The sequence below is a fragment of the Roseivivax sp. THAF197b genome (genome assembly GCF_009363255.1).
Lineage (GTDB): Bacteria > Pseudomonadota > Alphaproteobacteria > Rhodobacterales > Rhodobacteraceae > Roseivivax.
Map to the genome: position 1 here is coordinate 2347555 of NZ_CP045318.1, position 12842 is coordinate 2360396.

At 65.3% G+C, this 12842-nt stretch carries 14 protein-coding genes and 1 pseudogene; 5 read left to right on the forward strand and 10 right to left on the reverse strand.

Translation table 11 applies throughout. The annotated features are described in order from the left end of the window. Positions 1–105 precede the first annotated feature (105 nt). The 3 genes from FIV09_RS11445 to dusB are packed head-to-tail and all read right to left on the reverse strand — an operon-like array spanning position 106 to position 3535. Positions 106–1476, reverse strand: coding sequence for a response regulator (locus FIV09_RS11445; RefSeq protein WP_152450072.1), 1371 nt, complete (start codon positions 1474–1476; stop codon positions 106–108). Next, positions 1476–2561 carry a nitrogen regulation protein NR(II) gene (locus FIV09_RS11450; protein ID WP_152450073.1) on the reverse strand — a complete coding sequence of 362 codons (1086 nt, stop codon included), beginning with the start codon at positions 2559–2561 and terminating at the stop codon, positions 1476–1478. The genes FIV09_RS11445 and FIV09_RS11450 overlap by 1 nt, the downstream gene beginning before the upstream one ends. After that, a complete protein-coding gene (gene dusB / locus FIV09_RS11455; protein WP_254702211.1) occupies positions 2558–3535 on the reverse strand; it encodes a tRNA dihydrouridine synthase DusB in 978 nt (325 codons plus the stop codon). The genes FIV09_RS11450 and dusB overlap by 4 nt, the downstream gene beginning before the upstream one ends. A gap of 185 nt (positions 3536–3720) precedes the next feature. Here dusB and FIV09_RS11460 point away from each other — a divergent pair. From FIV09_RS11460 to FIV09_RS11470, 3 genes and pseudogenes are all read left to right on the forward strand, one after another. Next, positions 3721–4852: pseudogene (locus FIV09_RS11460) on the forward strand (bifunctional 2-C-methyl-D-erythritol 4-phosphate cytidylyltransferase/2-C-methyl-D-erythritol 2,4-cyclodiphosphate synthase). Continuing rightward, positions 4849–5337 carry a phosphatidylglycerophosphatase A gene (locus tag FIV09_RS11465; protein WP_152450074.1) on the forward strand — a complete coding sequence of 163 codons (489 nt, stop codon included), beginning with the start codon at positions 4849–4851 and terminating at the stop codon, positions 5335–5337. Before FIV09_RS11460 ends, FIV09_RS11465 begins: the two are co-directional and overlap by 4 nt. Continuing rightward, positions 5334–5807, forward strand: coding sequence for a CinA family protein (locus tag FIV09_RS11470; RefSeq protein ID WP_152450075.1), 474 nt, complete (start codon positions 5334–5336; stop codon positions 5805–5807). The genes FIV09_RS11465 and FIV09_RS11470 overlap by 4 nt, the downstream gene beginning before the upstream one ends. Positions 5808–6087: 280 nt before the next feature. Here FIV09_RS11470 and FIV09_RS11475 read toward each other — a convergent pair whose 3' ends face one another. Further along, positions 6088–6531, reverse strand: coding sequence for a type II toxin-antitoxin system RatA family toxin (locus tag FIV09_RS11475; protein ID WP_152450076.1), 444 nt, complete (start codon positions 6529–6531; stop codon positions 6088–6090). 70 nt (positions 6532–6601) lie between these two features. Here FIV09_RS11475 and hpt point away from each other — a divergent pair, with 70 nt between their 5' ends. Together hpt and FIV09_RS11485 are read left to right on the forward strand one after the other, a co-directional pair. Then, on the forward strand, positions 6602–7165 hold the full coding sequence (gene hpt / locus FIV09_RS11480; RefSeq protein ID WP_152450077.1) for a hypoxanthine phosphoribosyltransferase: 564 nt from the start codon (positions 6602–6604) through the stop codon (positions 7163–7165). Positions 7166–7172: 7 nt separating this feature from the next. Continuing rightward, positions 7173–7352: a hypothetical protein gene (locus tag FIV09_RS11485; protein WP_152450078.1), complete on the forward strand. Its 180-nt coding sequence runs from the start codon at positions 7173–7175 to the stop codon at positions 7350–7352. Between the two features lie 37 nt (positions 7353–7389). On the opposite strand, the gene FIV09_RS11490 is transcribed toward FIV09_RS11485, so the two are convergent. From FIV09_RS11490 to FIV09_RS11515, 6 genes are all read right to left on the reverse strand, one after another. After that, positions 7390–8535, reverse strand: coding sequence for an FAD-binding oxidoreductase (locus FIV09_RS11490; protein ID WP_216646424.1), 1146 nt, complete (start codon positions 8533–8535; stop codon positions 7390–7392). Next, a complete protein-coding gene (locus FIV09_RS11495; RefSeq protein ID WP_152450079.1) occupies positions 8528–9292 on the reverse strand; it encodes a LamB/YcsF family protein in 765 nt (254 codons plus the stop codon). Before FIV09_RS11495 ends, FIV09_RS11490 begins: the two co-directional genes overlap by 8 nt. An 80-nt stretch (positions 9293–9372) precedes the next feature. Then, entirely contained in the window at positions 9373–10149 is a 777-nt protein-coding gene (locus FIV09_RS11500; RefSeq protein WP_152450080.1) for an SDR family NAD(P)-dependent oxidoreductase, read from the reverse strand. A 75-nt stretch (positions 10150–10224) separates the two neighbouring features. Continuing rightward, positions 10225–10848: a 2-dehydro-3-deoxy-6-phosphogalactonate aldolase gene (locus FIV09_RS11505; protein ID WP_152450081.1), complete on the reverse strand. Its 624-nt coding sequence runs from the start codon at positions 10846–10848 to the stop codon at positions 10225–10227. Continuing rightward, positions 10845–11756, reverse strand: coding sequence for a 2-dehydro-3-deoxygalactonokinase (locus FIV09_RS11510; RefSeq protein ID WP_152450082.1), 912 nt, complete (start codon positions 11754–11756; stop codon positions 10845–10847). The genes FIV09_RS11505 and FIV09_RS11510 overlap by 4 nt, the downstream gene beginning before the upstream one ends. Before the next feature lie 211 nt (positions 11757–11967). Continuing rightward, the gene (locus FIV09_RS11515; RefSeq protein ID WP_152450083.1) at positions 11968–12840 is read right to left on the reverse strand and encodes a PHB depolymerase family esterase; all 873 of its coding nucleotides are present in this window, start codon (positions 12838–12840) and stop codon (positions 11968–11970) included. Positions 12841–12842 lie beyond the last annotated feature (2 nt).

The window sequence follows — 12842 nt, forward strand, 5'->3', positions numbered from 1 at the left end:
GCCACAGCCGACCCTCGTTATCTGCGATCGCGTGATGCGACCAACCGCCATATGTTGTGGTCTCGCCGCTGCTCTGGGCAACGGGGCCACGGTTATGTTGCGGTTTTACATCAATTTGCGGCGTCGTGTCACGCGGATATCGAGGTCTGTGATCTTTTTCCGAAGCGTATTTCGGTTGATTCCAAGCAAATCGGCGCATTTGGCCTGGTTTCCGCCCGTCGCATCGAGGGCAATTTCGATCAGCGGCGCCTCCACTTCGCGCAGGATCCGGGTGTATAGGCCCGGCGGCGGCAGCATGTTGCCATGCAGATCGAAATATCGCCGCAGATGCCGCGCGACCGAGGTGCCCAGCTTTTCCGTATCGCCGCCGCGCAGGATCGGGCCTGTCTCGGGCTGGTTGCCGAGCACGGCCTCCACCTCGGAACGGGATATTTCCTCGGTCCGGGCGGTCAGGGACAGGCGGCGCAGCGCGTTTTCAAGCTGACGCACATTGCCCGGCCAGGAATAGGCGCGGAACAACTCTGCCGCTTCCTTGGAAAGCCAGCGTGCCGAGCCGCCCTCGCGGTCGATCCGCATCAGGAAATGCTCCGTCAGAAGGGCGATGTCATCGACTCGCTCGCGCAGGGACGGCACCTGGATCGTGGCTCCCGACAAACGGTAATAGAGGTCGCGGCGCACGCGGCCTTCCTCCATCGCGATGGACAATTCCCCCTGCGACGTCGCCATGAAGCGCGGCACATGCTCGCCCGGCACATCCATCATGCGCACGATCCGGGCCTGCACTTCCTCGTCGATATCGCCCACTTCCTCGATCAGAAGCGTCCCGCCCTTAACCCGTGCGAGGATGCGCGACGGACCTTCGAGATCTGCCAGTTCGGAGCCCGTCACCATGACGAATGGCAGCGTGCGGCGGTCGGAGAAATCGTGAATGGCCCGCGCGATCAGGCTCTTGCCCGTGCCGGACTCGCCCGAAATCAGGACCGGCAGATCGGTGTTCATCACCTTCGCCACTAAACGGTAGAGCGCCTGCATCGCGGGCGTCTTGCCCACAAGCGGCAATTCCTCGGGGCCGTCCGCATGTTCAACGGGCTCGTCGCGGCGCGGCGCACGGTTGCGGTTTTCCAGCGCGCGGGCCGTCCGTTTCATCAGATCCGGCAGATCGAAGGGCTTGGGCAGGTAGTCGTAGGCCTCCGCCTCGGCGGCCTGGATCGCGGTCATGATCGTGTTCTGCGCCGAGATCACGATCACCGGCAGGTCGGGCCGGTCCTGCTGGATTTTCGGAAGCATTTCCAGACCGTTGCCATCGGGCATGACCACGTCCGATATGACCACGTCGCCCTTGCCCTCGCCGACCCAGCGCATGAGCGTCGTGAGCGACGAAGTAGCATGCACCTTGCACCCTGCCCGCGTCAGCGCCTGGGTCAGGACCGTGCGGATCGTGCGGTCGTCATCTGCAACCAGTACCGTGCCATCCATCACTCATTCTCCTTCGCGTCTTTGGGCGCCAGCGGCAGCGAGATGCGGAACACGGTCCGCCCCGGCACGCTGTCGACGGAAATCCAGCCGTCATGGTCGGATATGATCTTCGAGACGAGCGCGAGGCCGAGCCCCGTGCCGTTTTCGCGTCCCGAAACAAACGGCTCGAACACGTCGCCCCGGATATCCTCGGGCAGGCCCGGCCCGTCATCGATGATCTCGATCTGCAAGGGCAACGTCTGGCCGGAGCCGTCCGCGCGGCGCAGCTTGAAGCTGTGCTCGTAGAAGGTGTGCAGGCGGATCCTGCCCCCCTCCTTCTGATCCGCCGCTTCCGAGGCATTCTTCAGAAGGTTGAGCACCACCTGCAGCAACTGGTCGGGATCCCCATGCGCCAAGGGCAGCGACGGGTCGTAATCCTCGATCATGGTCATATGCGCGCCGAAGCCCAGAAGTGCCGAGCGGCGGGCGCGGTCCAGAACGTCGTGGATATTCACCGGTTTGCGCTCGGGCGCGGAGAGGTTTCCGAATTGCTCCACCTGCTCGAGCAGCTTCACGATGCGCCGAGTCTCGCTGACGATCAGGTCGGTCAGCTCAAGGTCGTCCTTGCTGAGCCCCATGGAGAGAAGCTGCGCCGCGCCCGCGATCCCCGCGAGCGGGTTCTTGATCTCGTGCGCGAGCATCTCGGCCATGCCGATGGCCGATTTCGCCGCCGCCTTCACCGAATTGTTCTGCGTCATGCGCCCGGCCAGCTCGCGCGGCGAGACCAGGACGATCATCCAGTCCATCTGGCCTTGCAGCGGCGAGATATGCAGCGAGCAGATCCGCGGCGGGCGCGAACCCGTGCCGACATCGACATCATTGACGAAAAGCGGCGTCCCGTTGGCGCGCGCCTTGGCGAAACTCTCCTCGATGGGCGCATCGACGGCGAGACGGTCCCAGATGGGCTGGCCGGTGATCCACTTGGCCGAGTTGTTCATGAACCCTTCCGCGGCGGGGTTCATGTCGGCGATATTGTCCGAGGCGTCGATCAGCAGCGCCGGGATCGGCAGCGATGACCAGAGCGAGAGCGCAAGCGCGGTGTTCATGCGGCGACCACCTCCGCTCCGATCAGCGCGGCGGGCAGAAGGCGCAACACGTCCTCCGGCGATCTGGCGGTCAGAACCTCGCGCCGCAACGCGGAAGGCGTGCCTGCCTCATCCATGTACCAGCCAAGGTGTTTGCGCGCGACTTTGAGACCGAGCTCGGCGCCGTAGAACGCGAGCATCGCCTCGTAATGCGCTGAAACCATGTCCAGAAAGGCGTTTCCGGTGGGGATGTCGGGCGCGGGTCCATATCCCAAGCCGGCCGCGATCTCGGCCAGCCGCCAGGGCGCACCCTGCGCGCCGCGCCCGACCATGACACCTGCCGCACCGGAGCGGCTCAGCGCCTGGGCCGCACTTGCCGGATCGACGATATCGCCATTCGCGATGACCGGAATGCCGACCGCGTCTGTCACGCGTCGGATCGCGGCCCAATCCGCCCGGCCCTTGTAGAACTGGCAGCGCGTGCGTCCGTGGATCACCACCATCTGTACGCCTGCACCCTCCGCCCGGCGCGCAAGATCAGGCGCGTTCAGGCAGCCATCGTCCCAGCCGAGCCGCGTTTTCAGCGTCACAGGCACGGATACCGCGCCCACCACGGCCTCGATCAGCCGCAGCGCATGGTCGGGATCGCGCATCAAGGCAGAGCCCGAATAGCCACCCGTCACCTTTTTTGCAGGGCAGCCCATGTTGATATCGATCACCCGCGCGCCGGAGGCTTCCACGACCCGCGCGGCCTCCCCCATCCAGTAGGGATCGCGGCCTGCAAGCTGCACCGACGTGTTCTCGATCCCGAAGCCAAGCTCGGCTTTCTCGCGCGTCGCCCATTTGCCCTGCACGAGTTCCTGGCTTGCGACCATCTCGCTCACCACCAGCCCCGCGCCGAACCGCGACACGAGGTTTCGAAAGGGCAGATCCGTGATTCCCGCCAGAGGCGCGAGAAAGACCGGGGTGGAAATGGCAGTGCCGCCGAGTTTCACTCGAAAACGCCTATTTGGTGTGCAGATGCTTCCAGCTACTCCGCAGCCTGCGATCAATCAACGCCATACGGGGTTTACGCGGCACCGCCTCCGGGCAGTTGCGTAAATTTTAGGCAGACACCGCAAAGATTGCGCCCATTCAGCCGCTCTTCTAAGGATACCTGCGTCAGATGAAGGACCAGATTTTGCGCTATGCCGCGATCATTGTCGCTGCCGGTCGGGGCACCCGCGCCGGTGGCCAAGTGCCCAAGCAATGGCAGGACGTTGCGGGCCGCCCTGTCGCGGCCTGGACGCTTGAGCGGTTCGCAGGCGCCACGACGCGCATCCTCGTCGTCAACGAAAGCGACATGGAGCATGCCCGCCAGTTCGCCACCACCCCGGACATCCGTGTGGTGACAGGCGGAGCGAGCCGTGCTGCCTCGGTGCGTGCGGGGCTCGACGCGCTGGTCGACAACGCCCCGGAGCGCGTCCTCATCCACGATGTCGCCCGGCCCTGCATCACATCAACTGTCATCGACAACGTTCTGACTGCGCTTGATAATTTCGCAGGCGCAGCTCCAGCGTTACCGGTGACCGATGCGCTGTGGTCCGGGCGGGATGGACAGGTTGCGGGGATCACGCCCCGCGACGGGCTTTTCCGTGCACAAACACCGCAGGGCTTTCACTATCCCGCCATCCTTGCCGCTCACGCAAGCGCCAGCCCCGACGCGGCTGACGATGTTGCGGTCGCATTGGCCGCAGGCCTGCCTGTCGCCATCGTCGAAGGCTCTGAAGACAATCTGAAAATCACCGGCCCCGCGGATTTTGCCCGCGCAGCCGCGATCCTGGAGAGACAGAATGGACATTAGGCTCGGCAACGGGTTCGACGTGCATCGCTTCGCCCCCGGCGACCACGTCACGCTGTGTGGCGTGAACATTCCGCATCACAGCCGCCTCGACGGTCATTCCGATGCGGATGTCGCCATGCACGCGGTCACGGATGCGATCTACGGCGCCTTGGCCGAGGGTGATATCGGACGTCATTTCCCGCCCTCCGACCCTCAGTGGAAGGGCGCTGCCAGCGACATCTTTCTGCGCCATGCCATGGCATTGGCCAAGACGCGCGGCTTTACGATATCGAACATAGATGTGACGATTATTTGCGAAACACCCAAGGTGACCCCGCACGCATCGGACATGATTGCAAAAATGGCTTCGATCATGGAGCTTGACCCGTCGCGCGTCTCGATCAAGGCCACCACCTCCGAACAGCTCGGATTCACAGGGCGCGAGGAAGGCATCGCGACGATCGCAACGGCTGCCTTGGTGGCGCCATGACCCGGATGATCGCGACCGTCCTCGGCGTTGGCTATCTGCGCCCGGCGCCGGGCACCTGGGGCTCGCTTGCCGCGCTGCCGCTTTTCTGGGGCCTGTATGAGCTTGTCGGCTTTTTCGGCACACTGCTGGCCATTGCAGTTGTCACGGCGCTCGGCACGTGGGCCATTGCCGCCGAAACCAGAGGCAAGAGCGATCATGACCCGTCCGAGATCGTGATCGACGAGGTCGCAGGGCAATGGATTGCTTTGCTGACAGTGGCTTACGGCGCGCACTTCACCGGAAGCGACATCATCGCCCTGTGGCCAGGCTGGGTCGCAGGCTTCGTCTTCTTCCGCCTGTTCGACATCTGGAAACCCTGGCTGGTGGGCCGGGCCGATCGCATGGGCACGGCCTGGGGCGTCATGCTTGACGACCTGATCGCCGGCGCTTTCGCGGCGCTGGCGACCTTCGTGCTGGGTGCCCTCTGGCACGTGGTCTTCCTGTGAGCGCGCTGGCAGGAAACCTGCTCAAGGCAGCCCAGGCGCGCGGGGTCACGATCACCACGGCCGAAAGCTGTACGGGCGGCATGATTTCCGCGGCGATCACGGATATCGCGGGCTCCTCCGCGGTGTTCGAGCGCGGCTTCGTCACCTACTCCAATGCCGCGAAGACGGAGATGTTGGGCGTGTCCGAGGCGACGCTTGCCGCCCATGGCGCCGTCTCCGAAGAGGTCGCGCGCGAGATGGCGCAGGGCGCAAAAGACGCGGCGCGCGCGGATCTCGCCGTCGCGGTCACCGGCATCGCAGGCCCCGGCGGGTCGGAGCACAAGCCCGAAGGCCGGGTCTGCTTTGCCCTGGCAACTAAAGACGGGATTTCCAGCGAAACCGTCGAATTCGGCGCGATTGGACGGGCGCAGGTCCGGGCGAACACACGGGGCCACGCCCTGCAAATGCTGCTCGATGCGTTGACCGTGTAGGTCGCGACACGCCTTACGAGGTTGTGTCGACGCGGCCTGCCTCGGGCGGGAGGCTTGCGATCTGCCCGATCAGGTAGCCATTTGCCGCCTCCCGACCCAAAGGCCTGACAGGCGCCTCGCTGTGCGGCTGTGGGGCCGGTGGTGGGAGCAAGAGCTGATCCGTTTTCCTGTCGTCTTGCCTGTCCATGACCCGTCTCGTGCAAAATGCACGCAGGGTCTGACGCGGCAATCGGGCGAAATTCGGGAAAATCGCCGACATGATAGGGAAGGGTTAACGTCTCTAGCCGTAAAGTGCTGCGGCCCGCCGCTCAAATGCGCGTACGATTCGCTGCATTGCCTCATAGAAGAACATGCCGGCCGCGCCTTGCAGGATGCGGTTCTTGAACTCAAAATCCACGAAGAAGGAGACTTCGCACCCGCCTTCCACATTCCTGAAATTCCAGCGGCTTTCCATGTATCGGAATGGCCCGTCGAGGTATTCGGTATCGATCTGGCCTTTTTCGGGCCAAAGCGTCACGCGGCTGCCAAACCGTTCGCGGAACACTTTGAACGAGATCACCAGATCGGCCAGCATTTCTGTGCGGTCACCTTTGTCTTCGGTCGAACGGACCCGTGCTGCCGCGCACCATGGCAGGAATTCGGGATATTTCCCGACATCCGCCACAAGCGAATACATCTGATCCGCCGTGTAAGGCAGCTTCTTCGTCTCGGAATGCGTGGTCATGAGGCTCCGGTCCGGTGGTGACACTGCGCAAAGATGTCGTATAGAGGCACGGGGAAATCAAGGGATCGGGATGTCTCAGCCTGCCACACAACCGCGCACGCAACCGGCCTATGTCATCGATGAGATGATATCAGCAAAGTCGATCGCCGCCCGGATCGAGGCGCTCGCGCGCAAGATCGAAGCGGAATTCGACGCCACCGACAAGCTGGTCGTCGTGGGGCTGTTGCGGGGCTCCTTCGTTTTCATTGCCGATCTCGTGCGCGAACTGCGCCTGCCGGTCGAGGTCGATTTCCTTGAGGTCTCCTCCTACGGTGACGCGATGGAGAGCAGCCGGGAAGTGCGCATTCTCAAGGACTTGCGGACCGGCATTGAAGGGCGCGACGTGCTCGTGGTCGAAGATATCGTCGATACCGGCTACACGCTCAGCCACGTGATCCGCCTGCTGCAAAGTCGCAATCCGCACAAGCTGCGCACCATTGCACTTCTGGACAAGCCGTCGCGGCGTGAGGTCGAGGTGCGCGCCGACTGGATCGGCTTCGACATCCCGGATGAATTTGTCGTGGGATATGGCATCGATTACGCCCAGCGGGATCGCAACCTGCCGCATATCGGCAAAGTCCGCTTCACCGAATAGGCCTGATATGCGGATGCTCATGCGGATGCGGCTCTGGGCGCAGAACCCCAAGAGCGAGAAGCAGGTCAAATTCATGCTGGCGATCATCGCCGCCTGCCTTGCGCTATACGCCGTGGAGCGCTGGATCGGCTGGCCCGACGCGCTGAGCACGAACCGCACCGCGCCGCCGAACCGGGTGGCCGATTGAGTGCTGCGCCGTGCGGGTCAGGTCTCCGCCCCCTCAACTAAAACACCATCCCTTCCAGCAGCGGTCGCCCTTGCGCGATGCGCGCCCATCCAAGCGGCGCGAGGTCGAGCGTGCGATAGGCGCCGTGGGCGATCCACTCCGCCACGCCCCGGCCCGCAGCAGGCGCGTGCTGGATGCCGTGGCCGGAAAAGCCTGTGCAGAAGAGAAGGTTGCCGTAGCGATCATGCGGCCCGATCACCGCGTTCTGGTCGAGCGTGCACATCTCGTAATGCCCGGCCCAGGCGCGGCTTACGCGCAACTCCTCCATGGCCGGGATGCGATGGGCGAGCGGTGGCCAGAAAGCCTCCAGCAGCAGATCGTGATCGGGGTCGAGATCGTCGGGCGCATGGCAATCGCGCTCGGGCGGCGGCTGGATCCCCCCGATGAAGCCCCGGCCTTCCGGTCGGACCCACAGCCCGGACGTATCGAAGATCATCGGAACACCCGCCCCCGGGACCAGCGCATCGAACGCGAACGCCGTGCGTTTCTTCGGCACCACGGGCAGGTCGATCCCGATTGCGGCCACCAGAGGCGCGGACAGGGCGCCTGCCGCGATCACGCACCAATCGCAGGCAAGGCGCGTGCCATCTGCGAGTTGCACCGCGTCAACGGCCTCGCCCCGGACGCAAAGCCCTGCCACCTCGCCCACAAGGTAGGTCACGCCCGCGGCTTTCGCACCGGCGCGCGCGTGGCTCAGTAGCGACCAGGCGTCGAACCAGCCCTCATGCCGGGTTCCGAACGACCCGCAGGCTAAGTCTTCGGTGTTCAGAAAGGGAAACCGGGCGGACAAGGCCCGCCGGTCCAGCAGTGCAACCTCGGCCCCGGCCGCATTTTGCATCGCGACAAGACGCGCACGGTCCTCTGCCGCATCGGCCGCCGACAACACGAGGTAGCCACCTTCGCGAAACGCCATCTCCGCAGCTCGCGCGCGCAGGAAGGCCGCGCCGTAAAGAGACATCTCCACAAGGAGTGCCGTGTCGAATTGCGTGCGGATCGAGGCGGCGGACAGCGCCGTGGAGGAGCGTGCATAGCTCAGATCGCGCTCGATCACCGTGATGGGGCCGGTGAAGCCCGCCTCGCGCAAGGACAGCGCCGTGAAGCTGCCCATGGCAGCCCCGCCGACGACGACGACATGATCAGGCAAAAGGTTTCACTGCAATTCCAGCGGCTTCCAGCCCGTTTTTCACCTTCTGCGCCAGCGCCACGGCGTCAGGTGTATCGGAATGCACGCAGATGGAGTCGATGGGCGTTTCAAGCTTCTTGCCCGACACTGTCTCAATCGCCCCCTCGGCCACCATCTGCGCCACGCGGGCGGCTGCAATCTCCGGGTCATGGATCACCGCACCGGGCTTCTTGCGATTGACCAGCGTGCCGTCTTCCTCATAGGCGCGATCCGCGAAGATCTCCGACGCGACGGTCAGCCCGGCCTCGCGCGCGGCGCGTTCCTGATGACCAAGCGCTATGGAGAGCGACACGAGGCTCGGGTCCACCGCCTTGATGGCGCGGGTCACGGCCTCGCCCACCTCGCGGTTCTGCGAGCCGAGATTGCCCAGCGCGCCATGCGGTTTGACGTAAGTGATCTTGTAGCCCGCATAGGCCGCGAGGGCCTGCGCCGCGCCGACCTGGTAGGCCACGAGCCGCTCGATCTCTCCGGTGGAGAAGGGAATGTTGCGCCGACCGAAGCCCCAGAGGTCGGGAAAGCCCGGATGCGCGCCGATGGCCACGCCGCGCTCCTTGGCCATGGCGAAGACGCGGGCCATGATTTCCGGATCGCCTGCGTGAAAGCCGCAAGCCACGTTGGCCGAGGAGACGATGCCGAGGATCGCCTCGTCATCGCCCGATTGGTAGGCGCCGAAGCCCTCGCCCATATCCGAATTCAGATCGACCCGCGTGACCGCCATCTTGCCCTCCATGCGCATGTTTGGCCCTCAGGGAACGGCATGCAGCCGCGGCTTGCAAGGGCAGACCGCAACGGTCGGGCTCAGTCGGGAACGGGCACCGTGTAGTTCAGCACCATCCGCCCGCCATCGGGGTAGATCGTCTGCCCGACCATGTAGGAGGCATCGGGCCCGGCGAGGAAGGCGGCGACAGCGGCGATCTCTGACGGCTCCCCGCAGCGGCCCGCGGGCGTGCGCGACAGGATCGTCTGACGCGCGGCGTCGGATTGCATGACCGACTGGCGCACCATGTCGGTCAGGATCGTGCCCGGCCCGATGGCATTGACGCGGATCCCGTGCGGAATGAGCCCCACGGCCATGACCGCAGTCAGCTGCTTCATGCCACCCTTGGAGCAGGCATAGGCCACGGTGTTGGGGATCGCGAGTTCGGCATTGACGGACGACATGTTGATGATCGCGCCACCTTCGCCCTGCGCCTTCATCTGCCGACCGACGGCCTGCCCCAGAAGGAACGGCGCCTTGAGGTTCACGGCCATGGTCTTGTCGAAGCCATCCTCCGGAAAGTCGAGAAAATCGGCCTGCACGATGATGCCCGCATTGTTGATCAGCACATCGACTTGGCCGAATGCATCCACACAGGCCGCAACGATGCCCGCCGCGCCGTCCGCGCCCAGTGCGGCAAGGTCGGCCACATGCGCGACGGCCCGGTCGCCCAAACGGTCGGCGGCGGCAAGGAGCGCCTCCTCCTTGATATCCACCATGAACACCCGATCGCCATCGGCAATGAAGCGTTCGGCACAGGCCAAGCCCAGCCCCTGCGCGGCGCCTGTGACGATAACGGCTCGGTCTGTTTGTCTCATGTGTCGCATCCTTACGTTTCTGTTGCGGTGCAGTGTGACAGCCGGACCCGCAGGTGCAAGAGGACGGCGACCTGATCAGACCGCCTGATCCCGCGACCATGACAGCGCGTCCCATGCGGCCACGACCTGCGCCGCACGGTCGCTGACCGCATCTGCAGGCAAGCCCGGCTCATAAAGCGCCGTTCCAAGACCGAAACCGCTGATGCCCACAGCGTGCCAATCCGCGAAATCCGCAGGCGCCACGCCACCCACCGCATAGCTGCGCGCATCGGGCGGCAGGATGGCCGACAGCGCCTTGAACCCGTCGGGGCCCAGCTTGAAGGCCGGAAACAGCTTGAGCCCGTCCGCGCCATTGCGCAGGGCTGCCACGCATTCGGTGGCGGTGAAAACACCGGGATAGGACAGCAGGCCAGCCTGTTTGGTCGCGACGATCACGCGCGGATTGCAATCCGGCGACACGACCATCCGCGCGCCCATATCGCGCAAGCGCAACACGTCGCCCGGATCGAGGACCGTGCCTCCGCCGATAATCGCGCGGTCCTGCGCCACCTCGACCATGGCCGCGATGCTTTGCCAGGCATCCGGCACGTTGAGCGGCACCTCGATCTTCGTGATCCCCGCCGCGATCAGCGCTTCGGTGACGGGGGCGGCCTCTGCAGGCGTGATGCCGCGCAGAATGGCGATGATCTCCCGGCTCATGATGCGCCCCCGGTCATCCCGGCCCGCGCGGCAACGAGCCCCCCCAGCGTGGCCGCCTCGGCATCGATGATCCGGGCCGGGGCGCCCTGCGCCGCGAGGGCCGCGCGATAGGCCTGCGCCAGAGTCCCCTCACCCACGATCAGGACCTGCTGTCCCAGCCAATAGGCGCGCGCGCCCGCAAGCTCCATGCCGATCAGTAGCCCGCAGAGGCGCGCCCGGGCCGTGGCCGGATCGAGGCCCGACAAAAGCGCCTCGGCACGGAGCGAGAAGAGGTTGGCCCCCATCGGTGCGGGGCGCGACATGCCCTCGCTCACCGCGTCGAGGAAGGCCGCCTCGTCCCAGCCATCGCCGCCCACCGCATGCCGCAGCACCGAATGCTCGGCGAGCAGGTCGATGAGTTCGCCTGTCAGATAGGTCCGGAACGACACCACTTCGCGGGCCGAGACCTGCGCCCATTTCGTATGCGTGCCGGGCAGGCAGATCACCCCGTCGAAATTGGGCTGCGCGGCGAAAACGCCCGCGATCTGCGTCTCCTCCCCGCGCATGAGATCGACGGGCTTGTCCTGCTTGAGCCCCGGCAGGATGCGGACGTCAAGGCGCGGATCGAGGGTCAGCGCACGCATCGCCTGCGCCATGCCGGGCGGCGCAGAAGGCACCGCGCGATAGGGTGCCTCGGCCCAGCCGTCCCGTGATCCGGCAGCACCACATATCACGATCATCACGCGGCCATCCAAAGGAAGCGCATCGCCAACGAGGTCGAGCAAGGCCGCCTCGAACCCGTCGCGCGGCACTCTGTCCACGCCCTGATCAGAACTGCGGCGATCCAGAATGCTGCCATCCGCGCCGATCAGCCAGGCGCTGAGATGCGTCATGCCCCAATCGACGGCGATCCAATCTGTGACGCTCATGCCGCCACCCTCCCGCCAGCGGGCCTTGTTGTGTCAATGTCGCAGCGCGGAAGAGTTCGGGTCATCGCGGGCTTTTCCCTCTGGAATGGCAGCTTTGGCGCGGGGCCTACTATGCCTCGAGCGGGCCCTCAAGGACGGGGTCGTCTCTCGGGGAAAGACCGAAGGAAAACGCCCAGCCAGTGACAGCCGCATCGCGTCAAAAGGTATGGGGTCACTCCACCGCGTCCGCGTCCGTCGCCAAGTCGAGACCTTCGAACCAATCGAGCGCCATCGCGGCCCAGCCCTCGGGCACAGCGTGGCCGCCATCGAAAAGCGCGAATTCCAGTGCAGCCCCCGGACCGCATCCATCCCATGTACGGCGCATATAGGTGGCGTCGGTTGCGAACCGGTCCGCCATCAGCGGGCATCCATTGGCCCGGCGCCAGACATCCATCGCGTACCAGACATCACCCTGCGCCACCGCACCGGGCGCGTCCGGGGCAGCGCCGCGCAACAGCCGCCCTTCCAGCGGCACGACCTGATCGCGCCAGCCATGGGTGTGCAACAGGCGCACAGGCCCCTCACAGGACGCGGGGTGTGGTCGCCAGAAACTGCCTGCCACCGGCGCGTAAGCGGCAAAGGTGTCAGGGGCGGCGCAGGCCAGATAGCTCGCCATCGAACCGCCTATGGAAAAGCCTGACAGGAGCATCGCATCGGGAGACAGGCCGAACCGGTCTGCGGCGGCATCGCGCACCGATTGCAGAAAAGCGACCTCGTCCCGCGGCGCGGCGCGCTCGGGATTGAAAGCCCAGGTGCGTCCGTTGCGACCCTCACGCGGAATGCCGTCGGGCGCGATCACGGCGTATCCGCGGCCGAGCGCCGTCTCGACCACGCCGCGCATGCTCAGCGTGCCCTGCCCGCTAGAACCCCATCCGTGCAGGAACATCAACGCCGCCCCGTCCGCGCGCGGCTCCGTCGGCAATTCGATGTGATAGGTCCCGCCCCCCGGCAGCGCACAGGGGCCCGGCGCATCGCCGCAGCCCGCCTTCGCGGTCAGGGGAAGCGCAGACAGAAAAACGACAAGCAGAGCCGCGAGACCTCGCATGA

What these genes read in the sequence shown, in the direction of transcription:
- FIV09_RS11445 (WP_152450072.1), bottom strand. Translation starts at nt 1,476, where the DNA reads ATGGATGGCACGGTACTGGTTGCAGATGACGACCGCACGATCCGCACG.
- FIV09_RS11450 (WP_152450073.1), bottom strand. Translation starts at nt 2,561, where the DNA reads ATGAACACCGCGCTTGCGCTCTCGCTCTGGTCATCGCTGCCGATCCCG.
- FIV09_RS11465 (WP_152450074.1), top strand. Translation starts at nt 4,849, where the DNA reads ATGACCCGGATGATCGCGACCGTCCTCGGCGTTGGCTATCTGCGCCCG.
- FIV09_RS11475 (WP_152450076.1), bottom strand. Translation starts at nt 6,531, where the DNA reads ATGACCACGCATTCCGAGACGAAGAAGCTGCCTTACACGGCGGATCAG.
- hpt (WP_152450077.1), top strand. Translation starts at nt 6,602, where the DNA reads ATGTCTCAGCCTGCCACACAACCGCGCACGCAACCGGCCTATGTCATC.
- FIV09_RS11485 (WP_152450078.1), top strand. Translation starts at nt 7,173, where the DNA reads ATGCGGATGCTCATGCGGATGCGGCTCTGGGCGCAGAACCCCAAGAGC.
- FIV09_RS11495 (WP_152450079.1), bottom strand. Translation starts at nt 9,292, where the DNA reads ATGGCGGTCACGCGGGTCGATCTGAATTCGGATATGGGCGAGGGCTTC.
- FIV09_RS11500 (WP_152450080.1), bottom strand. Translation starts at nt 10,149, where the DNA reads ATGAGACAAACAGACCGAGCCGTTATCGTCACAGGCGCCGCGCAGGGG.
- FIV09_RS11505 (WP_152450081.1), bottom strand. Translation starts at nt 10,848, where the DNA reads ATGAGCCGGGAGATCATCGCCATTCTGCGCGGCATCACGCCTGCAGAG.
- FIV09_RS11510 (WP_152450082.1), bottom strand. Translation starts at nt 11,756, where the DNA reads ATGAGCGTCACAGATTGGATCGCCGTCGATTGGGGCATGACGCATCTC.
- FIV09_RS11515 (WP_152450083.1), bottom strand. Translation starts at nt 12,840, where the DNA reads ATGCGAGGTCTCGCGGCTCTGCTTGTCGTTTTTCTGTCTGCGCTTCCC.